Raw genomic sequence first — 22901 nt, 5'->3', positions numbered from 1 at the left:
ACAGGGCGCACTCGGCTGTCGGTTTGACGCGCGGCTGCCGGGCGCACCTGACAAAACCGCTCCCCGGAAGCCGGGCCTGGATTCCAGTCCGGCTTCCGGGGAGCGGTGCGGGTCCGTCCGGAAAGCGCCTACTGCTGCGGCGGTGCGGGCGGCGGCTGCTGCGGCGGGTACGGGGGCCGCGGCGGGGTGCCGTAGTGCTGGCCCGGGTTGCGGGTCGGCAGCTGGCCCTGTTGGCCACCGGCCGTCGGGAACTGCGGTTGCGGCGTGGTCGGCGGCGAGAGCGCCGGCGGCTCGGGTTGCCCGGGTGGTTCGACCGCGGGTGCTTCCTGCGCCTCGTCGGTCACCGGGTTGCCGCGCAGCGCGCTGGACGCCTGCGGCGCCGGCGGTTGCGGTTGGTGCGCCAGCGGGCCGGGCACCTCCTGGCGGGCCACTGCCTCGGCCTCGCGCACCGCTTCGGCGATGCGCGGGTCGGTGGAGGTGTCGAACCAGCTGGCGACCTCGTCGTCGTCCAGGGTGGGCGGCTCCGCGCCGTCGGACTGGGCCGGTTCGTACCGGAACACGCCGTCGTCGTCCTGCTTGGCGAAGGCGCGGGCGAACTGCTGCAGCGCGTTGCCGTAGTCGCTGGGGACCAGCCACACCTTGTTCGCATCGCCCTGCGCCATCTGCGGCAGCGTCTGCAGGTACTGGTAGGCCAGCACCTCCGGCGTGGGCTTGCCGGCCTTGACCGCGGCGAACACCTTCTCGATCGCCTTGGCCTGGCCCTGCGCCTGCAGGTACCGGGCCGCGCGCTCACCCTGCGCCCGCAGGATCCGGGACTGCCGCTCCGCCTCGGCCGCCATGATGGTGGCCTGCTTGGCGCCCTCCGCCGCGAGGATCTGCGACTGCTTCTGCCCCTCGGCCGTCTTGATCTGCGCCTCCCGCTGACCCTCGGCGTTGAGGATCATCGCGCGCTTCTCCCGGTCGGCGCGCATCTGCTTTTCCATCGAGTCCTGGATCGACGGCGGCGGGTCGATCGCCTTCAGCTCCACCCGCGCCACCCGGATGCCCCACCGGCCGGTGGCGTCGTCGAGCACGCCGCGCAGCTGGTTGTTGATCTGGTCGCGGGAGGTCAGCGCCTGCTCCAGGGTCATGCCACCGACCACATTGCGCAGCGTCGTGGTGGTCAGCTGCTCGACACCCACGATGTAGTTGGAGATCTCGTACACCGCGGCGCGCGCGTCCGTGACCTGGAAGTAGACGACGGTGTCGATGGACACCGTCAGGTTGTCCTCGGTGATCACCGGCTGCGGCGGGAAGGACACGACCTGCTCGCGCAGGTCGATCCGGGCCCGCACCCGGTCCAGGAACGGCACCAGGAAGTTCAGGCCGGGCGAGGCGACCGACTTGAACCTGCCCAGCCGCTCGATCACCGCGGCCTGAGCCTGCGGGACCACCATGATCGCCTTCGCGATCGTCACGATCACGAACAACGCGATGACCGCGACAACAATGATCGCTGCGGTTCCCAAGATCGCTCTCCCGATATGAGGGTTGTGGTTACGGCTCGGGCGCCACCACGGCCGTGGCGCCCGCTATCTCTACCACGGTCACGGTCGTGCCGGGTTCAATGCGCTGACCGTCGGCGATGGCCCGTGCGGACCACACGTCCCCGGCCAGCTTGACCCGCCCGGACTGGCCGTCTACAACGGACAAGACCACGGCCCTGGCGCCGATCAGGGCCTCGGTGTTGGTGCGATGACCCGTCCCGGACAGGAACCGGCGCTTGAGCGCCGGCCGGGCCAGGAAGATCAACGCGCTGGACGCGACGGCGAAGACGATCGCGTCGACCACGACGTTGCCGGTGATCAACGCCGCGCCGGCCCCGACCAGTGCGCCGAGGCCGAGCATCAACAGGAAGAAGTCTCCGGACAGCACCTCGGCGGCCATCAGGGCGATGGCGACGATCAGCCAGACGAGCGCCGGAGTCATGCGCCCATCGTGGCAGAAAGTGACCGCTCGCGACCAGCTGACGGCCCGAAGAGACCTGGGTGTGACCTGCCGGATTCAGCCTTCCGGGTCGGTGACGAAGTCGATCAGCCGCTCCACCGCGCCGATCAGCGGCGTCTCCACGTCACGGAAGGTACGCACCGCGGCCAGCACCCGCTGCCACCCCTCGTAGGTCTCGCCCCAGCCCAGCGCCGCGCACACGCCTTCCTTCCACGGCGTGCCCCGCGGCACCGACGGCCACTCGCGGATGCCCACCGCGGCCGGTTTCACCGCCTGCCACACGTCCACGTAGGGGTGGCCGGTGACCAGTACGTGCTCGTCGAAAATGGCGTCCACCAGCCGGGACTCCTTGCTGCCCGGCACCAGGTGGTCGACCAGGACACCCAACCGCCGGCCGGGGCCGGTGCCGAACTCGGTGATCCGGTCGGCCAGCACGTCCACCCCGTCCAGGGGCTCCACGACCACACCCTCGACCCGCAGGTCGTGCCCCCACACGCGTTCGACCAGCTCGGCGTCGTGCTTGCCCTCCACCCAGATGCGCGAGTCGCGCGCGGTCCGGGCTCGCAGGCCGGCGACCTTGACCGACCCGGACGCCGAGCGGGCCGACGCCCGTGACGGCGGGGCCGCCTTCGGCCGCACCAGCGTCACCGGCTTGCCCTCGAGCAGGAACCCGGCGGGTTCCAGCGGGAACACCCGGTGCCTGCCGTGGCGGTCCTCCAGCACGACGTTGCCGTGCTCGAACCGGACCACCGCGCCGCAGAAACCGCTTCCCGCTTCTTCGACCACCAGCCCGCGCTCCGCCACGACCTCGGGGATCTGGCGTCGGCGCGGGCCGGCGAGGATGTCGTCATAGCTGTGGGAGCGCACGATCCGGGACGTTAGCGCCGGATTCACCCGTTCGTCGCGCCGCCACGCCGGGGCGCAGCACCAGCGCGGCCACCACGAACGCGGCCGCAACCAGCCCGGTGCCCACCCAGAACGCGAGGTGGTAGCCCGCGGTGAGCGCTTCCTCGGGCCGCACCCCGGTCACCGACTCGGCGCGGGTCGCGGCGAGCACCGCCAGCACCGACAGGCCGAGCGCCCCGGCGACCTGCTGCGTGGTGTTGAACAGCCCGGACGCCAGGCCGGTGTCCTCGGGCCGGGCGTCGCGCATGCCCAGCCCCATCAGCGCGGGCATCGCCAGGCCGAACCCGGCACCCATCGCCAGTGTCGGGCCGAGCACGTCCGCCGCGAACCCGCCGTCCGCGGGCACCCGCGCCAGCCACGCGAGCCCGCCCCCGATGAGCACCAGACCGGCCAGCAGGACCCGGAAGTCGCCGAACCGGGTGGCCACCCGCGGCGACACGGTCAGCGACACCACCGCGATCACCACGGCGATCGGCACCATCGCCAGCCCGGTCGCCTGCGCGCTCAGGCCCAGCACCTGCCGCAGGTAGAGCACCACGAGGAACTGGAACCCGAACATCGACGACACCAGCAGCGCCATCGTCAGGTTGGCCCCGGACAGACCGCGGGAGGTGAAGATCCGCAGCGGCAGCAGCGGGTCGCGGGCCCGGCCCTGGCGCAGGAGGAACGCCACCAGCAGCACCAGCGACACCGCACCGAGGACGAGCGTGTGCGCGGAGGTCCAGCCGTGGGAGTCCACCCCGACGATCGTGTACACGCCGAGCATCAGCGCCGCGGTGACCAGCACCGCGCCCAGCCAGTCGGCCCCGGCACCCAGCCCGAGACCGCGATCGGCCTCCAGCACCCGCAGCGCCACCAGCCCGGCGGCCACGCCGATCGGCAGGTTGATCAGGAAGATCCAGTGCCAGCTCAGCGCCTGGGTCAGCACTCCGCCGGCGATGCTGCCGATCGAGCCGCCCGCGGCCTGCACGAAGCTGAACGCGCCCAGCGCCTTGGCGCGTTCGGCCGGCTCCGGGAACAGCCGGACGACCATGCCCAGCGCGACCGCGGTCGAGGCGGCGCCGCCGGCGCCCTGCAGGAACCGCGCAGCCATCAGGGTTTCCGGGTTCCAGGCGAGCCCGGCGAGCAGCGAGGCCAGCGTGAACACGGCCATCCCGGCGAGGAAGACGCGGCGGCGGCCGGCCAGGTCACCGAGGCGCCCGGCGAGCAGCAGCAGCCCACCGAACGGGATCAGGTACGCGTTGACGACCCACGACAGGTTCGACTGGGTGAAGCCGAGACTGTCGCGGATCGCGGGCAGGGCGACGTTGACGATGGTCTGGTCGAGCACGATCATCAGCGTCTGCGCGGACAGCACGGCGAGGGCGAGCCACCGGGATCGTCCGGCCGGCTGATCGGTGGGCACGGTGTTGACCTCCAAAGGAGCACGATTTGTAACTGGTCCATCATGTGAGCCCGAGACCGTGCCCGGAAGAAGGCAGTTCGCTGTGCCAGAGGCACATCGATGTACCACTCCTGGTCCCGCAGATGCCGGTGTGATCCAGCTCACGGACGCCATGGGAGACGATTGGTAACCGGGGGTCACTCGTGAAACCATCGAGCAATGGCTGCCGACACCGTTTCCCCCATCACCGAGGCGTGCCCGATCGTGGAGGTCCTCGACCACGTCGCCGGCAAGTGGGCGATCGGGATCCTGGTCGCCGCCGCGCACGGCCCGGTGCGGTTCACCGAACTGGAGCGCGAGGTGGAGGGCATCAGCCGTCGCATGCTGACGCTGACACTGCGCAAACTGGAACGCGACGGGCTGCTCGTGCGCACCGTGTACCCGACGGTGCCGCCGCGCGTGGAGTACACCCTGACCGACATGGCCCGCGAGCTGCACCAGACGCTCGTCGGGCTGACGTCGTGGGCGGAGAAGTACCGGGGCGCCATCGCCGCGGCCCGCCACACCTACGACGCGCAGCAGGCCGCGGCAGCCGTGTAGCGGCGGTCAGATCACCCGGGCAGCGGCTTCGGCCGCGATGCGGAACTCGATGACCGTGGGCAGCGCGCCCAGGTCCAGCGCCTGCGCCAGCCGTGCCACCCCGTCATCGACGATCCGTTCGCGCAGCGCCGACAGATCCGTACCCGGCTCAGCCGTCGCCGTCACCAGCAGCGTCGGCCGGGCCTGCGGCCCGGACAGGGTCGCGGTCACCGACCGGACCCCCGGGTAGGCCGAGACCTCCGACTCGAACGGCGCGACCGCAGCGTCCGACGACAGTTTCGTCACGCCCTGCGCCGGGTCGTCCTCCACCCGCCAGGTCCCGCTCTTCGGGCGGCGCAGCGCCTGCGCGGCCAGCCAGCGCAGGAACAGCAGGCCCAGCACCACGGCGGCGGCGACGACCACGTACAGCACCCAGGTCGGTGGCCGCTGGTCGCCGGGCACCAGCGGCGCCGCCCGGTCGAGCACCCGCAGCCAGCCGAGCGAGGTCGCGAGGGTGAACGCGCCGGCGGCCAGCAGGACGAGACCGATCAGCGCGAGCAGTGTCCGGTTGAGCCGGGCGGGACGGTTCAGGCTGGTCATGCCGTGCTCCGCACGTGCACCTTCACCCGCGGGCGGTGCGCGGGGGCGATGCGGTCCAGCTGATCCTCGATCGCCCGCCGCACCTCCCCGGCCACCTCGCCGGTGGCCAGCCGCCCGCCGCGCACCCGCGCGGTGACGCTGCGCCGCCGCAACCGCAGCTTCACCGACTCCACCCCGTCGGCCTGCTCGGCCGCCGACCGCAGGCTGCCGGTGATGCTGCGGCGGCTGGCCCCGGCCTTCACCGGTGCCGCGTCCGGACTGCCTCCCCCCGTCAGGGGCAGTACGAGCGCGCGGCCCGGCAGGATCGCGGCCAGCAGCACCACCAGGCCCACCGCGGCCAGCACCCCGCCGATGATCGCCACCGGCAGCGCGTCCCAGTGGGTCGCGTGCGCCCTGGCCGCGGCGGCGTCGTAGTCGAGCACCGGCCGCGCGTGCAGCAGGAGCTGCACCGCGCTGATCGCCACCAGCACGCACAGGGCCAGGCCGACCAGGGCGACGAGCGTGGCGGCGAGGCTGCGCCGGGACCGCCGGATCATGCCAGGCTCCTCTCCCGTGACCGGTCGCTGTGCAACGCGGTCACCGTGATGTCCACGCGGTCCACGACCAGCCCGGTCATCTCCCCGACGTCCCGCACCAGCCGTTCCCGGGCGGCCCGCGTGGTGCGGGAGACCGGATCCGGGTAGTCCACCGACAGCTCCACGGCCAGCCGGATCCGCCCGTCGCGCACCCGCGCGGTGACGTTGGCCGGCTGCTCCGGATCGTCCGCACCCAGCGGGACCCCGAGGATCCGGCGGGCCGCGCCACCCACACCGCCCAGCCCGCTGACCACCTGCTCCGCGATGCGCTGCACCGCCCGGTCGGCCACGACCGTGGTGCCGCGCCGCTCGGGCGCCTCGACGGTCACCGGGTCACCTCCGCTCGCGGTCGGTGAACTGGGACAGGTCGAGCTTGCCGTCCAGCACCCGGCCCACCAGCAGGCCCAGTGCACCGAGCACGGCGACGACCAGGAACGCGCCGAACCCCCCGAAGGCGGCGGCCAGGCCCAGGACGAGACCGGTCAGCAGACCGGCGATCGTGGCATTCATCGCGCCTCCCGCGTCACTGGACCCGGGCCGGTGCGCCCTCGCCCTGTTCGTTGTCGTCGCTGGGCAGGTGGACGTCGTTGACGGTGATGTTGACCTCGACGACCTCCAGCCCCGTCATCTGCTCGATCGCGTTGATCACGTTGGCGCGCACCGCCTGTGCCAGGTCGGCGATGGACACGCCGTACTCGACCACGATCTGCAGGTCCACCGCGGACTGCTTCTCCCCGACCTCGACCGACACGCCCTGCCCGACGCTGCCGCTGGCGCCCGGGATGCGTTCCCGCAACGCGTTGAACGCGCGGGCCGCGCCGCCGCCCAGGTCGTACACGCCCGGGATCTCCCGGGCGGACAGCCCGGCGATCTTCTGCACCACGGTGCTCGCGATCGTGGTCGTCCCCTGCTCGGTCACCAGCGCGCTGTCCGACGGTTTGCTCACCGCGGTGGCCTGTCCTTCGGTACCGGTGCTCATCTCGTTGTCCCCTTCCTGGTTCTTTCCTCTCGGGTCTTCACTCGTTCCGACACGGCCGCGCCGGAAACGTCACGGGCCGAACGCGGATCCGTCCACATCGGTCACCACGAGCCGGATTCCGGCGTCCGAGTAAGGGCTTCCCACCAGCGCTTTCGCCACGGCGTCGGCTGCCAGCCGCAACCGCGGCGGTAACGGCAGCGCGGTGGCGACCAGCCGGACCCGCACCACCTCGGCGGTCAGGTCGACCGCCAGTGCGGCGGGGTTGCGCGACGCCACCGGCCGCACCACGGGAGCGGCCGGGCGCAGACCCTCCACTTCGGACAACGCGGTAAGGATCGCGGCGACGTGTTCGGTTCGGGTGGTCATCGCACCTCCGGATCGACGTCGAGCACAGTCACCGACACCTGCCCGGGCACCACCCCGGTGTCCCGGACCAGCGCGGCGCGCACCTCGTGCTGCACGGCGGCGGCGACGGCGGCGACCTGCACACCCGCGCGGGTCGCGATGCCCACGCAGACCTCGAACTCGCCCCCCGCGCGCCGCACGGTCACCCCGTCAGCGGGGGCCGGGGTGAGCCCCTTGACCTCCTGCCACCGGGCCCGGCCCCAGCCGCGCACCAGCCCGGCGACCCCCGGTTCCAGCCGCGCCACCCCCGGCACCGACCGCGCCGCGTGCGCGGCCACCGCCGCCACCACGGCGTCCTCGACGATCCATTCGACGTGCACCAGGTCCCCCCTCACCGGTGGTAGACGTCTTCGACGGTCAGATCCAGCCGCACCAGCCGGACCCCGATACCGGACGCGCACGCGGCGGACACCCGCTCCCGCAACCGGTCCAGCACTTCGTCCAGTTCGACCCGGTAGGCGGCGGCGACCGTCAGCTCGGCCTCGATCAACGTCCGCCCGTCGGCGTCCACCCCGGTCCGGGTGACCCGGCAGCGCCGGCCGCGGATCCCGTCCATCCCGTCGGCAGCGAACCGCAGCACCGCCGCAACCGCGGCCGAACTCACCTCGAGCCGCCCGGGCCCGGCCGCGGGCAGCGGCACCATGCGGCCGTACCGGCGCACGTCACTGCGGACCGCGGCCATGATCTTCTCGGTCAGGTCCCGCGACGGCTCGGCCTCCTCCGCCGCGAGCTCGCGCGTCGCGTCGCGCAACGCCAGCAAGCTGCCGCGCGCGGTGGAGCAGTGCGGGCAGGTCAGGTCGTGGTCGGTGACGAACCCGGCCTCGACCGCGCCGAGCGTGTCCCACACCTCCTCCAGCGAGCGGCCGCAGGGCAGGTCGTGGGTCGTCTGGTCTAGCGCCATGGCTGCATCACCTCCGCCAGTTGCGCACGGGCCCGCGAGATCCGCCCGCGGACCGCGCCGGGCGAGGACGAAACGGCCTCCGCGATCTCCTCGTACGAGCGGCCGTGCACCTCACGCAGCAACCAGCACGCCCGCTGCTCCGGCGTCAGCCCGGTCAGGGCCGTGGTCAGCGCGGCCATCTGGGCGCTGACCTCCGCGGCGTGTTCCGGCCGCGCATCACCGCGCGGGGTCTCGGTGTCGTCCGGGTCAACGTCGGTGACCGGCCGCCTGGCGCGGATCACGTTGATGCACCGGTTCGCGGTCGACCGGTAGAGCCAGCCCACGAACGCCGCGTCGGCCTGGAGCTGCTCCAGCCTGCGCCACGCGGTCAGGAACACCTCCTGCACCACGTCCTCAGCGTCCCCCGCGCTGCCCAGCATCCGCAACGCCAGCCGGTACATCGGGCCCTGGTAGCGCCGCACCAGCTGCTCGTAGGCGCGCACGTCGCCGTCGCGGGCCCGGGCGACCAGCGTCTGATCGTCCAGGGTCGCGCCGAGACCGGTCCCGGCCGTCACCGCATCCCGCCCATGTGGAGCCTCCCCGCGTTCCCACTCGCCTCTCTAGGCCAGACACCGGGCAGGGCGAAAGCTCACGCCCCGTTCGTCACGGGTTCGGGTGACGGCGACCACCGGATCGGTGCAGGGGGAACCGCGGCGGGGAGTCAGAACAGGGGCCAGGGAATGGCGCGCCAGTCGTCCCCGGGCTCGGGGAACACGCCGGTCGCCACCAGCATCTCGGCGCGCTCGGCGATCGCGCTGATCTCCAGGCTGGTCAGGTGCGGCGCGAGCCGCTCGCCCAGCTCGCTCTTGATCATGCCGGGCAGCGCGCGCAGCTTCTCCAGGGTGTCGGCGGGCAGCGGATCGCCCACCCAGCCCCACAGCACGGTGCGCAGCTTCGGCTCGGCGTGCAGGCAGATGCCGTGGTCCACGCCGTACACCGCGCCGTCGGTGCCGGCCAGGATGTGCCCGCCCTTGCGGTCGGTGTTGTTCGCGACGATGTCCAGCACGGCCAGGTCCCGCATGCCCGGGTGGTCGGCGTGCGCCAGCACCGCGGGCTCACCGAGCCGGTCGTGGGCGTGCAGCACGATCCGCCAGCCGTCGGGCACGTCCTCCGGGGAGCGGACGTCGATCAGCTCCTCGTCGCCGGTCTCCACCCACAACTGGACCATGCCCTCGCCGAACGGGCCGTCGCGCAGGACGGTCGGCGGCACCCGGCCCAGCCCGGACACCTCCGACAGCAGAGCGGTGGCCACCTCCCGGCCGGCCAGCGTGCCGTCCGGGAAGTCCCACAGCGGCCGTTCCCCGGACACCGGCTTGTAGACCGCCTGCGCCGACAGGCCGTCCAGCTCCACGGAGCAGAACAGCGTGACGTTGGAGGCGTCCACCAGCCGGCCTTCGACGGTCAGGCGGCCGCGCGTGAGCAGCTCGGTGGCGGCGGGATCGGCCGGGCCGACCGGTGGGGCCACGATCTAGCTCTCGTCCGTCACGTCGCTGCTGCGCCGGTAGCCGTTCTGCCGGGGGCAGATGTGGCCCTCCGGGTCCAGCGGCTCACCGCACAGCGGGCACGGCTTCCGGCCGGCGCGCACCACCCGGTCGGCGCGCTCGGCGAACGCCCGCGCCGCGGCCGGGCTGAGGAACACGCGCACCGCGTCCGGGCCCTCCTCGGTGTCGTCGAGCACGACGGTCTCGTCGACCTCGCCCTCGGTCATCGCGAGCAGCTCGATGACGACCGCGCTGGTCTCGGCGTCCCAGCCGAGACCCATCGTGCCGACGCGGAACTCCTCCTCGACGGGCACTTCGAGCGGGTCGACGTCGACGAGGTCGTCGGGCACCGTCTCGGGCACCTCGGCGCCGAACCGCGCGACGATCTCCTCCAGCAGCGAGGACAGGCGCTCGGCGAGCACCTGGACCTGCTGCTTCTCGATCGTCACGCTCACCGTGCGGACGTCCTCGGTGGCCTGCAGGTAGAAAGTGCGGTCGCCCGGTTCCCCGACGGTCCCTGCGACGAACCGGTCGGGCTGGCGGAAGACGTGGATTACACGAGCCATGGCACCCCCGACCCTATGCCACCGTTTCATGATCGGCATCCGCCGCCCCCGCTTGCATCTTAGTTAGAGTGCGGCGGTGGCTGAAACCGCGCCGTACGGCACCTGGACCTCCCCCATCTCCGCCGCCGACGTCGCCGCCGGGGGCGGCGGCGCGCAGTGGCTCGACGTCGTCGGCGGCACCGTCTGGTGGGCCGAGGCGCGGCCCGCCGAGGGCGGCAGGCTCGCGCTGGTCCGCGCTGGTCAGGACGGCGTGGAGGAGATGCTTCCCGCGCCGTGGAACGCCCGGAACCGGGTGCACGAGTACGGCGGGCGGCCGTGGGTGGTGATCGACCGGACGCTGTTCTTCACGCACTGGGACGACCAGCGCGTCCACGCGCGTGACCTGGACGGCGGCGCGGTGGTTCCGGTCACACCCGAGCCCCCGGTGCCGCAGGGCGTCCGGTACGGCGACCTCCGTCCGGGTCCGGGCGGCGCGGTGTGGGCGGTGCGCGAGACCAGTACCGGCCCGGCGCGCACCGACATCCGCCGTGACCTGGTCGCGCTGAGCGGCGGCAAAGTCGTGCCGCTCGCGGCGAGCCACCACTTCCTCACCGCACCCCAGCTGTCCCCCGACGGCCGGCACGCCGCGTGGCTCGGCTGGGAGCACCCGGACATGCCGTGGGACTCGACCGAGCTGTGCGTGGCCGAGGTGCGGCCGGACGGCAGCCTCGGGCCGCACCGGGTGCTCGCCGGCGGGCCCGGGGTGTCGGTCTGCCAGCTGGAGTGGGAGGACTCCGGCACGGTGCTGGCGCTGCTGGACCCGGACGGCTGGTGGAACCTGCACCGGATCACCCTCGGCGGCGTGGTCACCAACGTCGCGCCGATGGCGCGTGAGCTGGGCGGGCCGCTGTGGAAGATCGGGTCGAACTGGTTCGTCCCGCTGGGCGGCGGACGGCACGCGGTGCTCGACTCCGGGCGCCTGGCCGTCCTGGACGAGACCACCGGCGAGGTGACGGTCGTGGCCGGTCACCTCACGAGCTGGGCCGCGACGCTGGCCCGGCACGGTGACGGCGTCGCCGGCATCGCCGCCGGGCCGCGCCACGAGAGCGCGGTCGTGCACGTCGACCTGGACAGCGCAGCGGTGACCGCGCTGACCGAACCGGCCGGGCCGGCGCACCCCGCGCCGCCGGCCGAGTACCTGCCGGTGCCGGAGGAGCGGACCTTCCCCGGCCCGGACGGCGTGCCGATCCCGGCCTACGTCTACCCGCCTGCCAACCCGGGCTTCACCGGCCCGGACGGCGAGCGCCCGCCCTACCTGGTGCACGTGCACGGCGGCCCGACCGGCCGGGTGTCCGGCGATCTCGACCTCGACTTCGCCTACTTCACCAGCCGCGGCATCGGCGTCGTCGCGGTCAACTACGGCGGGTCGGTCGGCTACGGCCGCGCCTACCGGGAACGGCTGCGCGAGCAGTGGGGCGTGGTCGACGTGCGCGACTGCGCCGCGGTCGCCGAAGCACTGGCCGCCGAGGGCACCGCCGACCCGGCGCGGCTGGCGATCCGGGGCGGCAGCGCGGGCGGCTACACATCGGCGGCCTCGATGACCAGCGTGACCACCTACCGCGCGGCGACGATCAAGTACCCGATCCTCGACCTGGCCGGGTGGACCAGCAACGGCGGCGAGACCCACGACTTCGAATCCCGCTACGTGCTCGGGCTGGTCGGCCCGCTGCCGCAGACCCTCGACCGCTACGCCGAGCGGTCCCCGCTGCGGCACGCGGACCGGCTGGCCGGGCCGGTGCTGCTGCTGCAGGGGCTCGACGACCAGATCTGCCCGCCCGAGCAGGCCGACCGGTTCGTGCAGGCGCTGGCCGGCAGCGGCATCCCGCACGCCTACCTGACGTTCGAGGGCGAACAGCACGGGTTCCGGCGGGCGGAGACGATGATCGCCGCGCTGGAAGCCGAACTGTCGTTCTACGGGCAGGTGTTCGGCTTCGCCACGCCCGGGGTCCCGGTGCTGGAGCTGCGCTCGTGACCACCGTCGCCGTCGTCGCCCCAGCCGGGCCGGTCACCCCCGAGCGGCTGGACCGGGCGCTGGCCGTGCTCGCCTCCTGGGGGCTGCGGGTGCACAACCTCGTCACGCCGGGTTCGCGGCCGGTTCGGTACCTGGCCGACACCGACGTGGCGCGGGCGAAGCTGTTCACCGAAGCATGGCTCGACCCCGAGGTCGACGTCGTGCTCGCCGTCCGCGGCGGCTACGGCACGCAGCGCATGCTCGACCTGCTCGACTGGGCCGCGCTGCGGAACGCCGGTCCCAAGGTGTTCGCCGGGTCGAGCGACACGACGGCGCTGCACGCGGCGATCCACGCGCACCTGGGGCTGCCGACGCTGTTCTCGCCCATGCCCGCCGGGGACTACTGGGACGAGGCGGGCGGGGAGCACCTGCGGCGGGCGTTGCTGATGCCTGGGCCGGTGACGCTGCCGGGGACGGAGGTCCTGGTGCCGGGCACCGCGCGGGGCCGGTTGACGGGCGGGAACCTGAGCCTGCTCGCCACCGGTGTGGGGACACCCGAGCAGGGCAGCGCGCGAGAGGCGATCGTGGTGCTGGAGGACGTGAGCGAGCCGGTGTACCGGCTGGACCGGATGCTCACGCAGCTGCTGCGGTCCGGCTGGTTCGCCGGGGTGGCTGGGATCGTGCTCGGCACCTGGACGCGCTGTGGCGAGCCCGCGGACGTGCACGCGTTGATGCTGGAGCGGCTGGCGCCGCTGGGGGTTCCGGTGCTGGCCGGGGTGCCGTTCGGGCACGTCGAGGGGTCGCTGACCGTCCCGCTCGGGGTCGACGCGGTGCTGGACACGGCGGAGCTGCGCGTGATCACCCATGCGGCTTGATCCGCGGGAGGCGCGGGAGCGGTTCGCCGCGGCACGGGTGGCCAGGCTGGCGACGGTGTCGGCAGCCCGGCGGCCGCATCTGGTGCCCGTGACCTTCGCGGTGTCCGGGGACGAGATCGTCTTCGCCGTCGACCACAAACCGAAGTCCACGACCGCCCTGCAGCGGCTGGCCAACATCACGGCCAACCCCGCGGTCAGCTTCCTCGCCGACGCCTACGACGAGGACTGGACCCGCCTGTGGTGGTCCCGGGCGGACGGCACGGCCACCGTGGTGGAATCCGCGCCGGACGCGGTCGCGCTGCTGCGCGCGAAGTACGACCAGTACGCGCGGAACCCGCCGACGGGACCGGTGGTGATCACCCGTGTCACGCGGTGGAGCGGCTGGGCCGGGACCTGACGGCTTCGTCCCCGGCGGCGAAGTCCGGGACCGCGGGCTCCCGCCGCCACGCGCCGACCAGCCCGAGCGGGTCGGGACGCAGCAGCGACGCCGCCGCGTAGACCGACAGGCCGATGACCGGCACGACGAACCACCAGTCGTAGAGGGCCTGCTGGCCCGTCGGGTAGTACGCCAGCACCAGGAACGACGCCACAGCGACCACGATCGCCAGGTGCCTGCGCCGCCACGGGAACGCCGACGCGATCACGAAGCCCCAGGTCAAGTACCACGGCAGGGTCGGCGGAGCGAGGATCGCGGTGGCCAGCAGGGCCAGCACCATCCGGAAGATCGCCTCGTTGCCGCCGTGGCGCGACTTCCACCACTGCCGTGCGCCGAACACCGCCAGCGTCACCATCGCCACCGCGCGGGCCACCGTCACGAACGGCGACTCCGGCACCGGGATCACGAGGTTCACCAGGGTGTGGACCAGCTGCCCGAGCCCGGTCGGGAAGTTCAGCCAGTTCGTGACCAGCGTCGGCGCCTGCAGGCCGGTGACCCAGCCGAGGTTGAACGAGCCGAGCGACACCGAGGTGCCGACCACGAACACCACACCGAACAGGCCCAGCGAGATCCCGAACGCCTGCAGGAAGTTGCGGACGCGGCTGGGGTGCGGGAGGTGGTTGGCCCACACCCACACCAGGAACGGCAGCGCGACCGCCGCCGTGGGCTTGATCAGCATCCCGATCGTGACCAGCACGACCGCCAGCGCGTGCTTGCGCTCCAGCGCGGCCAGCACCCCGATGGTGAGGAAGCCGAGCATCAGCAGGTCGTTGTGGGGGCCGCCGACGAGGTGGATCACCGTCATCGGGCTGGCGACGGCGAGCCACATCGTGACCGGCAGCTTCCCGCCGAGGTGCTTCACGAGGCGCGGCAGCGCCCACAGCATCATCGCCAGGCCGATCAACAGCAACAGCCGCGTCACGATGACGCCGGCGATCATGTTGTCCCCGGTCACCGAGACGACGCCCTTGGCGACGAGCAGGAACAGCGGACCGTACGGGGCGGGTGTCGTCTGCCAGACCGGGTGCACGTTCTGCACCACGTTCGGCAGCACCTTCAGCTCGGCCGGGCCGTGCGCGTACGGGTCCAGGCCGTGCAGCAGCTGTGCGCCCTGGCCGAGGTAGGAGAACACGTCGCGGGTGAACAGCGGCGGCGAGATCAGCAGCGGCGCCATCCAGCACAGGGCCGCGATCAGGATCGGCCTGCTGCCGATGCGCCCGGCGAGCATGTAGCGGCCCAGCCGCACCCACGCCCACACCACCAGCGCGAACCCGGCGTAGACCACCGCGGTGGCGAGCATCTGCCCGTGACCGAACCGGACCCACGACAGCGGGCCGTGCCCGAGGACCGGGTCCCGGATGAGGATGCCGCCCGCCCCGAGCGCACCGAGCAGCAGCAGGGTGCTGCCGAGCGTGCCCATCGCGATCGTGCGGTACGGGAACTGCGAGGGCACGCGCACGCGCGTGCGCGGGTGCGCCTGCGCAGGCGCCCCGGGCGCGGGGTCAGTAGTGGTGGCCATTTCGTCCACGGAGATTACACACCGTTCCGGGTCGGGTTCCCGTCGGGAACGGTGTTTCGCTGGCTGGAAGGCATTTCAGGACGGCAGCGACTCGCGCGCGGTACCGCCGGGCAGCGCCGCGAGCAGGGACTTGGTGTAGGCGTGCCGCGGGTCGAGCAGCACCTCCTCCACGGTCCCCACCTCGACCAGCTCGCCCCGGTACATCACGGCGACCCGGTCGGCGATGTTCCAGGCCAGCCCGAGATCGTGGGTGATGACGAGCCCGGCCAGGCCGAGTTCGCGGCGCAGCCGTAGCAGCAGCCCGAGGATCTCGCCACGCACCGAGGCGTCCAGGGACGCGACCGGTTCGTCGGCGACCAGCACACCGGGCCGCAGCGCGAGCGCACCCGCGATCACCACCCGCTGCCGCTGCCCGCCGGACAACTCGTGCGGCAGCCGGTGCAGGAACCGCTCAGCGGGTCGCAGTTCGGCCGCCTCGAGCGCCTCGGTGACGATCTGCCGTTCGTCGCCGGGCAGCCGGTGGATTCGTGGCCCCTCGGCGACCGCCTCGTAGACGGTGTGCCGCGGGTTGAGCGCGCTGGCCGGGTCCTGCAGCACCAGCTGGACCTGCCGCCGGTACGCCTTGAGCGCGGCACCAGAGGACGGCACCGGAGCGCCGTCGTAGCGCACCACCCCGGACGTCGGCTTCTGCAGGCCGAGGAGCGTGCGGGCCAGGGTGGTCTTGCCCGAACCGGACTGGCCGACGAGCGCGACGATCTCGTTGCGCCGCACCTGCAGGTCCACCCCGGCGACCGCGTCGACGCGGGCGCCACGGCGGTCGCGGAAGCTGACGCGCAGGTCCTCCGCGGCCAGCAGCACGTCCGGCGCGGGCGGGTCCTCCGGTTCCGGGGGCAGCGGCGCGGTGGTCGCCGGGGCGAACCGGGCGGCCGGGTCGCCGACGGTGGGGAACGCGGCGGCCAGTGCCCGGGTGTGCTCGTGCGCGGGTGACCGCATCACCTCCGCCGACGGGCCTTCCTCGACGATCTCGCCGCGGTACATCACGGCGATGCGCGCGCAGGTCGCGGCGAGCACGGACAGGTCGTGGCTGATCATGACCAGCCCCAGGCCGTGCTCGGCGACCAGGCGGCTGAGCAGGTCGAGCACCTGGGCCTGCACGATCACGTCGAGCGCGGTGGTCGGCTCGTCGGCGATGATCAGCCGCGGCCGGCAGGCCAGGGCCATCGCGATCATGACGCGTTGTTTCTGACCACCGGAGAGCTCGTGCGGGTACGCGCCGGCACGCGAGGGCGGCAGGTCGACCGATTCGAGCAGTTCCGCCACCCGCCGGCCGGCGTCGCGCACGGACGGGTCGTGCAGCCGGATCGGCTCGGCGATCTGGTCACCGATGGTGCGGACCGGGTTGAGCGCGTGCATGGCGCCCTGGAACACCACCGACGCCTCGGCCCACCGCACGGCGCGCAGCCGTCCCCACCGCATCGTGGTGACGTCCTCGCCGTCGAGCAGGATCTCGCCGGTCACCGTCGCGGACCTGGGCAGCAGCCGCAGCACGCTCATCGCGACCGTGGACTTGCCCGAGCCGGATTCGCCGGCGATGCCGAGTGTCTCCCCCGGCTGCAGGGTCAGGCCGACGCCGCGCACGGCCTCGAGGTCGCCGTAGGAGACGGCGAGGTTCTTCAGTTCCAGCAGCGGGCTCACGCGCGCTCCCCCTTCAGCCGCGGGTTGAGCACGGTCTCCAGCGCGCGTCCGGCGAGGGTGAACGACAGCACGATCACCACGATCGCCAGGCCGGGCGGGATCAGGTACCACCACGCTCCTCCGGTGACAGCGCCCGAGGACAGGGCGCGCTGCAGCATCTGGCCCCACGAGGGTGCGGCCGGGTCGCCGAGACCGAGGAAGGACAGCGTGGACTCGGCGATGATCGAGTTGCCCACCACGAGCGTGGTGTTGGCCAGCACCAGCGGCAGCACCCCGGGCAGCACGTGCTTGCCGACGACGTGCAGGTGCCCGCCGCCCAGCGCGCGGGCGCGCTCGATGTAGGGCCGGGACTCGATGGTCAGGGTCTGGGCCCGCACCAGCCGGGCCGTGGTGGGCCACGAGGTCACGCCGACCGCCACGATGATCGTCGGCACCCCGTGCGGCAGCACCGTGGACAGTGCGATCGCCAGCACCAGCGACGGCAGCACCAGGAAGAAGTCGGTGAACCGCATGAGCAGGCCGGACACCCAGCCGCCGAAGTGCGCGGCGGCGATCCCGACCACGGTGCCGATGAGCACCGACAGGATCGTGGCGGCGAACCCGACCAGCAGGGACACCCGCGCGCCCCACAACGTCAGCAACAGCACCGAACGGCCGTCGATGTCGGTGCCCAGCGGGAACTGACCGCTGGGCGGCTGCAAGGGCTTTCCGGGCGCGTGGACCACGTCCAGGCCGGCCTGATCGCTGATCACCGGCGCCAGCACGGCCAGCAGCACCACCAGGACCAGGACACCGAGCCCGGCCAGGCCGCCGCGGTCGGCGGCGAACTCACGCCACACGGCGGCGACCGCGGCGCGGCGGCGCCGCCAGGCGATCGCAGCCGGCGCGGTGGGTGTGGAAGGTGCGGTCACTGGGCACGCACCCGGGGGTCGAGCACGCGGTAGAGCACCTCGGCGATCAGGTTCATCACGATGACCGAGCCGGCCATGACCACGAACACTCCTTGCAGCAGCGGCAGGTCCGGCACCCGCAGCGCCTCGTAGGTGAGCAGCCCCAGCCCGGGCCAGGAGAACACGGTCTCGACCGTGACGGTGCCGGACACCACCAGGCCGAACTGGAGGAACACCAGCGTCACCGTGGGCAGCAGCGCGTTGGGCACCGCGTGCCGGCGGCGCACCAGGTCCTCCCGCAGGCCCTTGGCACGGGCGGTGGTGAGGTAGTCGGCGTTCATCTCGCCCAGCAGCGACGAGCGCATCACCAGCATGTACTGGGCGTAGATCACCGCGAGGAGCGTGACGCACGGCAGCACCAGGTGGTGGGCGACGTCGAGCAGCTGCGGGAGGAACTCCGGCGGGGTGGCCGGCGACCGCATGCCGCCGCTGGGGAACGCGCCCTGGGTGGCGATGAGCAGCAGCAGGCCCAGCCAGAACTGGGGCATCGACCACAGCGTCAGCGCGATCCCGGTCTGGGTCCGGTCGAACGGGCTGCCGCGCCGCCACGCCGCCCGCACCCCGAGCCACAACCCGAGGGCGACCGCCAGCACCGTGGCGGTGCCGACCAGCAGCAGCGTCGGGCCCAGCCGCTCGCCGATGAGTGCGGACACCGGCCGGTTGTAGCCGTAGGAGGTCCCCAGGTCACCGTGCAGCAGCCCGCTCAGGTAGTCCAGGAACTGCTGGTAGAGCGGCTTGTCCACGCCGAGCCGGGCGCGCAGCTGCGCCAGCTGGTCGGGGCTGGTCGGCCGGTCCCGGGTCAAGGTGGTGACCGGGTCACCGGGGATCATCCGGAACAACAGGAAGCCCAGGGCCACCACCAGCAGCAGGCTGCCGGCTGCGCCACCGAGTTTGCCGAGCAGGAACCGGGCCGTGCCGGTGCCGCGGCGGGGCTCGTCGAGCTCCGCCGCGGCGGTCGAAACCGCGTTCGTCACGCCTACTCCTGGTCGTCGGCGGACTTGCGGCGCCGCCCGGCGGCGGTGCCACCGATGGCGAGCACGACCACGACACCGGCGGCGATGCCGATCCACGCCCCGGGGGACAGCCCACCGCTGCCGTTCGCACCGCCGCCGGCGGGCGTGGCGCCGTAGAAGCCCCAGTAGCCGCTCTGCTCCATGATCTGCCCGGTGTTCGCGGGCTGCTTCGTGAAGCTCGCGAAGTTGTCCGAGCGGTAGGCCTCCAGCACGTTGTCGTAGTCGAGGACCACGCTGGGCACCTGGTCGTAGTAGCGGGCCTGCGCCTGCTTGACCAGGTTCGCACGCTGACCCGGGTCGAACTCGGTGCTCTCCGCGGCGTAGAGGCGGTCGAAGTCGGCGTCGCAGAAGAAGGCGGTGCTACTGCTGCTGCCGGGCACGGTGGGCAGCGCGGCGCAGGTCTGCTTGGACAGGATGTAGTCCGGGTCGGGGCTGGTGCCCCAGCCGGAGAACGCGAGGTCGTAGTTGCCCTCGTTGGTGCGCTGGTCGACCTCGTTGTCCGAGACCAGCTGCTTGGTCACGCGGATGCCGACGGCCCCGAGCCAGCTCACCACGTAGTCGGAGGCGCGCTGGGCGAAGTCCTCGCTGGCGCGGCCGAGCAGCCGCAGCTCGATCGGCTTGCCGTCCGGGCCGACGCGGATGCCGTCGTTGCCCCGCGGGTAGCCGGCCTGGTCGAGCTGGGCGTTGGCGGCGGCGGGGTCGAAGGCGTAGCGCGCGCTCGCCGGCGGATCCCAGTGGTAGGCCGGGAAGGAGGCGGGCACGATGCCGCCGCCGGGCTGGCCGTAGCCGCCGAGCACCTTGTCCACCAGGGTCTGCGGGTCCAGGGCGCGCGCGATCGCCTGCCGCACGCGGACGTCCTTGAGCACCGGGTTGCCGTCACCGATCGGCTGCCGGGACAGCAGCTGGGCACCGTGGTTGATCATCAGCTCCCGGTAGCGGCGGCCGCCGGCCTGGTTGGTGGCGATCCCCGGGGCGTTCTTCAGCGTGTCGAACTGGGTCGAGGTGAGCCGGTTGACGAAGTCGACCTCGTTGTTCTTGAGCGCGTTGACCGCGGCCTCGGAGTTCTTGTAGCTGATGAACTGCAGCTCGTCGATCTTGGCCCGGCCGCGCCAGTAGTCCGGGTTGGCCTTGAGCCGGACCAGTTCGTTCGGGCGGTACTCGCTGATCAGGAACGGGCCGTCGCCGACGCCGACCACGGGCACCGAGTCGGTGACCGGGTCGCTCATCGCCGCCTGGTGGGACCAGATGTGCTCGGGCACGATCGGCACGTCCAGCGCGGTCATGCTGGCCTGCGGGGCCTTCGTCCGGATGACCAGGGTGTGGTCGTCGGGCGCGGTGACCGAGTCGAAGTTCTCCACGTAGGTGCCGTTGGCCTCCTGCGCGTTCTCGTCGGTCATGATCCGCGTGAAGGTGTAGGCGGCGTCCTTGGCGGTCACCGGCTGCCCGTCGGACCACTTCACGCCGTCGCGGATCTTGTACGTCCAGGTCAGCTTGTCCGGCGAGGTGGACCACGACTCGGCGAGACCCGGCGCCGGGGTGTTGTCCTCCGCCGAGGGCAGGGTGAGGAACTCCCAGGTCATCCGCCCGACCATGGTGCTGGAGGCGAACGAGGCGAGGAACGGGTTCAGGTGGTCGATCTCCTGCACCAGCGCCACGCGCAGCACCTTGCCGCCCTGCTGCTGGGCCTGGGCCGCCGGCACGAACGGGCCCGCCACGAGCAACGCGGCTCCGGCCACCGTGATGCTCTTGACCCACCGTGTTCGTCTCCGGAAGCGCATCCCCACTGGTTCCACCTCTCTGGCTGATTCCGAGACCGGAAAGTAACCACTTACCGGCCCGCGGAGTCAACGACTCACGCACGCCGTTGCCGAGCCGTGACGTAAGGTCTGGACCATGCGGATCATGATCTCGGCGGACATGGAGGGCGCCACCGGCGTCACCTGGACCGACGACGTGGTGCCGGGCACCGAGCAGTGGCAGCGGTTCCGGCGCCTGTTCACCGGCGACGTGAACGCGGTGGTCCGTGGCCTCCACGACGGCGGCGCGAGCGACGTGCTGGTCAACGAGGCGCACTCGTCGCAGCGCAACCTGCTGCTGGAGGAGCTCGACGAGCGGGCGCGGCTGCTGACCGGGCGGCACAAGCCGCTGTCGATGATGCAGGGCATCGACAGCGGCGTGGACGGCGTGGTGTTCCTCGGCTACCACGCCGGCGCCGGGGTGGACGGCGTGCTGTCGCACACCTACCTGGAGAACCAGATCACCGGGGTGTGGCTGGACGGCGAACCGGCCGGCGAGGGCCGGCTCAACGCCGCGCTGGCCGCCGAACACGGCGTGCCGGTGCTGCTGGTCTCCGGGGACGACCGGACGTGCGCGGACGCGGCGAGCTACGCGCCGGGCGCCGAACTGGTCGCGGTGAAGGAGTGCGTGAGCCGGTACGCGGCCATCTGCCTGCCCCCGGCGCGGACCGCCGAGATGCTGACCGCGGCCGCGCGGGCGAGCATGGACCGAGCGGTGCGGACACCGGCCACGGCCGCCGCGCACCGCATCGAAGTCGAGTTCGACGCGACCCACCTGGCGCAGGCCGCCGCGGTGGTGCCGACCGTCGAGCAGACCGGCGTCCGCCGGGTCGGCTTCGAGGCCGCCACGATGACCGAAGCGATGAAGGCGTTCAAGGTGGTCACGGCGATCGCCGCGGGCGCGGTGCAGGGGAAGTATGGCTAACGTCGAGAGTTTGTGCGCGCAGCTGCTGCGGTTCGACACCACCAACCGCGGCCACGGCGACGCCGAGGGCGAGCGGGACGCGGCGGAGTTCGTCGCGGGCGTGCTCGCCGGTGCCGGGATCGAGCCGTTGATCCTGGAGTCCGCTCCGCGGCGGACCAACGTGGTCGCCCGCGTCCCGGGTACTGACCCGACCCTGCCCGCGCTGCTGGTGCAGGGGCACCTGGACGTGGTGCCGGCGGACGCCGCGGACTGGACGGTGCCACCGTTCGCCGGGGAGATCCGGGACGGCTACCTGTGGGGCCGGGGCGCGGTGGACATGAAGGACTTCATCGCGATGGTGCTGTGCGCGCTCGCGGACGGGCTGACGCCGCGGCGCGACCTGGTGCTGGCGTTCGTCGCCGACGAGGAGGACCGCGGCGAGTACGGGGCGCACTGGCTGACGGCCGAGCACCGCGACCTGTTCGACGGGTGCGTCGCGGCGATCAGCGAGTCCGGCGGCTACACCTACCACGTACCGGCCGCGGACGGGTCGGTCAAGCGGCTCTACCCGGTGGGCACCGCCGAACGCGGCACCGCGCACATGCGGCTGACCGCGCGGGGCCGGGCGGGGCACGCATCCCGCCCCAACCACGAAAACGCCGTGGTGCGGCTGATCGACGCGCTGCACCGGATCGCGGCGCACACCTGGCCCGTCACGCTGACCCCGACGGTGGAGGCGTTCCTGGTCCGCACCGGCGAGGCGCTGGGCGTCGAGGTCGATCTGTCCGATGTGGAAGGCACGGTGGCGCGGCTCGGACCGGCGGCGAAGCTGGTGGAGCCGACCATCCGCAACAGCACCACCCCGACGATGCTGGACGCCGGGTACAAGGTGAACGTGATTCCGAGCCTGGCGCAGGCGCAGATCGACACCCGGACGCTGCCGGGCACCGAGGAGCAGCTGCTGGCCGGGCTCGACGAGCTGCTGGGGCCGGACATCACACGCGAGTTCGTGGCCAACCAGCCGGCGGTGCAGGCACCGGTGGACTCGCCGTGGTTCTCCGCGATGGCCGACGCGTTGCGCGCACAGGACCCGGACGCGGTGGTGGTGCCCTACTGCATGGGTGGCGGCACCGACGCGAAGGCGTTCAGCCCGCTGGGCATCGCCTGCTACGGCTTCGCGCCGCTGTGGCTGCCCGAGGGCTTCCCCTACCGGGCGATGGCGCACGGTGTCGACGAGCGGGTTCCGGTAAAGGGTTTGCACTTCGGCAAGCAGGTGCTGGAGCATTTCCTGACACACTGCTGACCGACCGCTGGGGGAACAC

26 protein-coding genes are annotated in these 22901 nt (G+C 72.6%); 6 read left to right on the top strand and 20 right to left on the bottom strand.

What is annotated here, in order from left to right; genetic code table 11:
* Positions 1 to 128 precede the first annotated feature (128 nt).
* The 4 genes from FHX46_RS14570 to FHX46_RS14555 form a co-directional block, all read right to left on the bottom strand.
* The gene (locus FHX46_RS14570) at positions 129 to 1508 is read right to left on the bottom strand and encodes an SPFH domain-containing protein (protein ID WP_167114554.1); all 1380 of its coding nucleotides are present in this window, start codon (positions 1506 to 1508) and stop codon (positions 129 to 131) included.
* A 28-nt stretch (positions 1509 to 1536) separates the two neighbouring features.
* A complete protein-coding gene (locus FHX46_RS14565) occupies positions 1537 to 1968 on the bottom strand; it encodes an NfeD family protein (protein WP_167114551.1) in 432 nt (143 codons plus the stop codon).
* Positions 1969 to 2043: 75 nt separating this feature from the next.
* The gene (locus tag FHX46_RS14560) at positions 2044 to 2853 is read right to left on the bottom strand and encodes a DUF3097 domain-containing protein (protein ID WP_167114548.1); all 810 of its coding nucleotides are present in this window, start codon (positions 2851 to 2853) and stop codon (positions 2044 to 2046) included.
* The gene (locus FHX46_RS14555; RefSeq protein ID WP_313886141.1) at positions 2834 to 4297 is read right to left on the bottom strand and encodes a DHA2 family efflux MFS transporter permease subunit; all 1464 of its coding nucleotides are present in this window, start codon (positions 4295 to 4297) and stop codon (positions 2834 to 2836) included. The genes FHX46_RS14560 and FHX46_RS14555 overlap by 20 nt, the downstream gene beginning before the upstream one ends.
* Before the next feature lie 198 nt (positions 4298 to 4495).
* Here FHX46_RS14555 and FHX46_RS14550 point away from each other — a divergent pair, with 198 nt between their 5' ends.
* Positions 4496 to 4876: a winged helix-turn-helix transcriptional regulator gene (locus FHX46_RS14550; protein WP_167114541.1), complete on the top strand. Its 381-nt coding sequence runs from the start codon at positions 4496 to 4498 to the stop codon at positions 4874 to 4876.
* Between the two features lie 6 nt (positions 4877 to 4882).
* On the opposite strand, the gene FHX46_RS14545 is transcribed toward FHX46_RS14550, so the two are convergent.
* The 11 genes from FHX46_RS14545 to FHX46_RS14495 form a co-directional block, all read right to left on the bottom strand.
* Positions 4883 to 5455: an alkaline shock response membrane anchor protein AmaP gene (locus FHX46_RS14545; RefSeq protein ID WP_167114538.1), complete on the bottom strand. Its 573-nt coding sequence runs from the start codon at positions 5453 to 5455 to the stop codon at positions 4883 to 4885.
* On the bottom strand, positions 5452 to 5991 hold the full coding sequence (locus FHX46_RS14540; protein ID WP_167114535.1) for a DUF6286 domain-containing protein: 540 nt from the start codon (positions 5989 to 5991) through the stop codon (positions 5452 to 5454). The genes FHX46_RS14545 and FHX46_RS14540 overlap by 4 nt, the downstream gene beginning before the upstream one ends.
* Positions 5988 to 6359, bottom strand: a complete 372-nt coding sequence (locus FHX46_RS14535) for an Asp23/Gls24 family envelope stress response protein (RefSeq protein ID WP_167114532.1) — start codon at positions 6357 to 6359, stop codon at positions 5988 to 5990. Before FHX46_RS14535 ends, FHX46_RS14540 begins: the two co-directional genes overlap by 4 nt.
* 4 nt (positions 6360 to 6363) lie before the next feature.
* The gene (locus tag FHX46_RS14530) at positions 6364 to 6540 is read right to left on the bottom strand and encodes a hypothetical protein (protein ID WP_167114529.1); all 177 of its coding nucleotides are present in this window, start codon (positions 6538 to 6540) and stop codon (positions 6364 to 6366) included.
* 13 nt (positions 6541 to 6553) lie between these two features.
* Positions 6554 to 7009: an Asp23/Gls24 family envelope stress response protein gene (locus tag FHX46_RS14525; RefSeq protein WP_167114527.1), complete on the bottom strand. Its 456-nt coding sequence runs from the start codon at positions 7007 to 7009 to the stop codon at positions 6554 to 6556.
* A gap of 69 nt (positions 7010 to 7078) precedes the next feature.
* Positions 7079 to 7375 (bottom strand): hypothetical protein, encoded by a 297-nt coding sequence (locus FHX46_RS14520; RefSeq protein ID WP_167114524.1) that lies wholly within the window; start codon positions 7373 to 7375, stop codon positions 7079 to 7081.
* Complete coding sequence (locus FHX46_RS14515; protein ID WP_313886140.1) at positions 7372 to 7749, bottom strand: Asp23/Gls24 family envelope stress response protein; 378 nt, start codon at positions 7747 to 7749, stop codon at positions 7372 to 7374. The genes FHX46_RS14520 and FHX46_RS14515 overlap by 4 nt, the downstream gene beginning before the upstream one ends.
* Entirely contained in the window at positions 7746 to 8315 is a 570-nt protein-coding gene (locus FHX46_RS14510) for an Asp23/Gls24 family envelope stress response protein (RefSeq protein WP_167114519.1), read from the bottom strand. The genes FHX46_RS14515 and FHX46_RS14510 overlap by 4 nt, the downstream gene beginning before the upstream one ends.
* Complete coding sequence (locus tag FHX46_RS14505; protein ID WP_167114516.1) at positions 8306 to 8869, bottom strand: RNA polymerase sigma factor; 564 nt, start codon at positions 8867 to 8869, stop codon at positions 8306 to 8308. The genes FHX46_RS14510 and FHX46_RS14505 overlap by 10 nt, the downstream gene beginning before the upstream one ends.
* A gap of 146 nt (positions 8870 to 9015) precedes the next feature.
* The gene (locus FHX46_RS14500) at positions 9016 to 9819 is read right to left on the bottom strand and encodes an SCO1664 family protein (RefSeq protein ID WP_390622620.1); all 804 of its coding nucleotides are present in this window, start codon (positions 9817 to 9819) and stop codon (positions 9016 to 9018) included.
* Between the two features lie 3 nt (positions 9820 to 9822).
* Positions 9823 to 10401, bottom strand: coding sequence for a DUF3090 domain-containing protein (locus tag FHX46_RS14495; protein WP_167114514.1), 579 nt, complete (start codon positions 10399 to 10401; stop codon positions 9823 to 9825).
* A 76-nt stretch (positions 10402 to 10477) separates the two neighbouring features.
* Here FHX46_RS14495 and FHX46_RS14490 point away from each other — a divergent pair, with 76 nt between their 5' ends.
* Genes FHX46_RS14490 through FHX46_RS14480 form a run of 3 tightly spaced genes read left to right on the top strand, consistent with a single transcriptional unit; the run spans position 10478 to position 13663 of the window.
* Positions 10478 to 12412, top strand: coding sequence for an alpha/beta hydrolase family protein (locus FHX46_RS14490; protein ID WP_167114511.1), 1935 nt, complete (start codon positions 10478 to 10480; stop codon positions 12410 to 12412).
* Positions 12409 to 13266: a S66 peptidase family protein gene (locus tag FHX46_RS14485; protein ID WP_167114508.1), complete on the top strand. Its 858-nt coding sequence runs from the start codon at positions 12409 to 12411 to the stop codon at positions 13264 to 13266. The genes FHX46_RS14490 and FHX46_RS14485 overlap by 4 nt, the downstream gene beginning before the upstream one ends.
* Positions 13256 to 13663: a TIGR03668 family PPOX class F420-dependent oxidoreductase gene (locus tag FHX46_RS14480; RefSeq protein WP_167114505.1), complete on the top strand. Its 408-nt coding sequence runs from the start codon at positions 13256 to 13258 to the stop codon at positions 13661 to 13663. The genes FHX46_RS14485 and FHX46_RS14480 overlap by 11 nt, the downstream gene beginning before the upstream one ends.
* On the opposite strand, the gene mptB is transcribed toward FHX46_RS14480, so the two are convergent.
* The 5 genes from mptB to FHX46_RS14455 all read right to left on the bottom strand — a co-directional run bounded on the left by mptB (position 13632) and on the right by FHX46_RS14455 (position 20657).
* Positions 13632 to 15221 carry a polyprenol phosphomannose-dependent alpha 1,6 mannosyltransferase MptB gene (gene mptB / locus FHX46_RS14475; RefSeq protein ID WP_167114502.1) on the bottom strand — a complete coding sequence of 530 codons (1590 nt, stop codon included), beginning with the start codon at positions 15219 to 15221 and terminating at the stop codon, positions 13632 to 13634. The genes FHX46_RS14480 and mptB overlap by 32 nt on opposite strands.
* A 75-nt stretch (positions 15222 to 15296) precedes the next feature.
* A complete protein-coding gene (nikE, locus tag FHX46_RS14470) occupies positions 15297 to 16916 on the bottom strand; it encodes a nickel ABC transporter ATP-binding protein NikE (protein WP_167114498.1) in 1620 nt (539 codons plus the stop codon).
* Positions 16913 to 17827, bottom strand: coding sequence for an ABC transporter permease (locus tag FHX46_RS14465; protein ID WP_313886139.1), 915 nt, complete (start codon positions 17825 to 17827; stop codon positions 16913 to 16915). Before FHX46_RS14465 ends, nikE begins: the two co-directional genes overlap by 4 nt.
* Complete coding sequence (locus FHX46_RS14460) at positions 17824 to 18840, bottom strand: ABC transporter permease (RefSeq protein WP_167114497.1); 1017 nt, start codon at positions 18838 to 18840, stop codon at positions 17824 to 17826. The genes FHX46_RS14465 and FHX46_RS14460 overlap by 4 nt, the downstream gene beginning before the upstream one ends.
* A gap of 2 nt (positions 18841 to 18842) precedes the next feature.
* Positions 18843 to 20657, bottom strand: coding sequence for an ABC transporter substrate-binding protein (locus tag FHX46_RS14455; RefSeq protein WP_167121468.1), 1815 nt, complete (start codon positions 20655 to 20657; stop codon positions 18843 to 18845).
* A gap of 115 nt (positions 20658 to 20772) precedes the next feature.
* On the opposite strand from FHX46_RS14455, the gene FHX46_RS14450 reads away from it, so the two are divergent.
* A complete protein-coding gene (locus tag FHX46_RS14450; RefSeq protein ID WP_167114494.1) occupies positions 20773 to 21600 on the top strand; it encodes a M55 family metallopeptidase in 828 nt (275 codons plus the stop codon).
* Positions 21593 to 22882: a M20/M25/M40 family metallo-hydrolase gene (locus FHX46_RS14445; protein ID WP_167114491.1), complete on the top strand. Its 1290-nt coding sequence runs from the start codon at positions 21593 to 21595 to the stop codon at positions 22880 to 22882. Before FHX46_RS14450 ends, FHX46_RS14445 begins: the two co-directional genes overlap by 8 nt.
* Positions 22883 to 22901 lie beyond the last annotated feature (19 nt).

This window comes from Amycolatopsis viridis, from assembly GCF_011758765.1.
Classification (GTDB): Bacteria; Actinomycetota; Actinomycetes; order Mycobacteriales; family Pseudonocardiaceae; genus Amycolatopsis_E; species Amycolatopsis_E viridis.
The sequence above is the reverse complement of the archived record's forward strand: the minus strand, read 5'-3'. Positions and strand labels throughout refer to the sequence as shown.

Coding starts and splice junctions, on each gene's coding strand:
- FHX46_RS14565 (WP_167114551.1), bottom strand. CDS start 1,968: ATGACTCCGGCGCTCGTCTGGCTGATCGTCGCCATCGCCCTGATGGCC.
- FHX46_RS14550 (WP_167114541.1), top strand. CDS start 4,496: ATGGCTGCCGACACCGTTTCCCCCATCACCGAGGCGTGCCCGATCGTG.
- FHX46_RS14545 (WP_167114538.1), bottom strand. CDS start 5,455: ATGACCAGCCTGAACCGTCCCGCCCGGCTCAACCGGACACTGCTCGCG.
- FHX46_RS14540 (WP_167114535.1), bottom strand. CDS start 5,991: ATGATCCGGCGGTCCCGGCGCAGCCTCGCCGCCACGCTCGTCGCCCTG.
- FHX46_RS14530 (WP_167114529.1), bottom strand. CDS start 6,540: ATGAATGCCACGATCGCCGGTCTGCTGACCGGTCTCGTCCTGGGCCTG.
- FHX46_RS14525 (WP_167114527.1), bottom strand. CDS start 7,009: ATGAGCACCGGTACCGAAGGACAGGCCACCGCGGTGAGCAAACCGTCG.
- FHX46_RS14520 (WP_167114524.1), bottom strand. CDS start 7,375: ATGACCACCCGAACCGAACACGTCGCCGCGATCCTTACCGCGTTGTCC.
- FHX46_RS14510 (WP_167114519.1), bottom strand. CDS start 8,315: ATGGCGCTAGACCAGACGACCCACGACCTGCCCTGCGGCCGCTCGCTG.
- FHX46_RS14495 (WP_167114514.1), bottom strand. CDS start 10,401: ATGGCTCGTGTAATCCACGTCTTCCGCCAGCCCGACCGGTTCGTCGCA.
- FHX46_RS14480 (WP_167114505.1), top strand. CDS start 13,256: ATGCGGCTTGATCCGCGGGAGGCGCGGGAGCGGTTCGCCGCGGCACGG.
- mptB (WP_167114502.1), bottom strand. CDS start 15,221: ATGGCCACCACTACTGACCCCGCGCCCGGGGCGCCTGCGCAGGCGCAC.
- FHX46_RS14455 (WP_167121468.1), bottom strand. CDS start 20,657: ATGCGCTTCCGGAGACGAACACGGTGGGTCAAGAGCATCACGGTGGCC.
- FHX46_RS14450 (WP_167114494.1), top strand. CDS start 20,773: ATGCGGATCATGATCTCGGCGGACATGGAGGGCGCCACCGGCGTCACC.
- FHX46_RS14445 (WP_167114491.1), top strand. CDS start 21,593: ATGGCTAACGTCGAGAGTTTGTGCGCGCAGCTGCTGCGGTTCGACACC.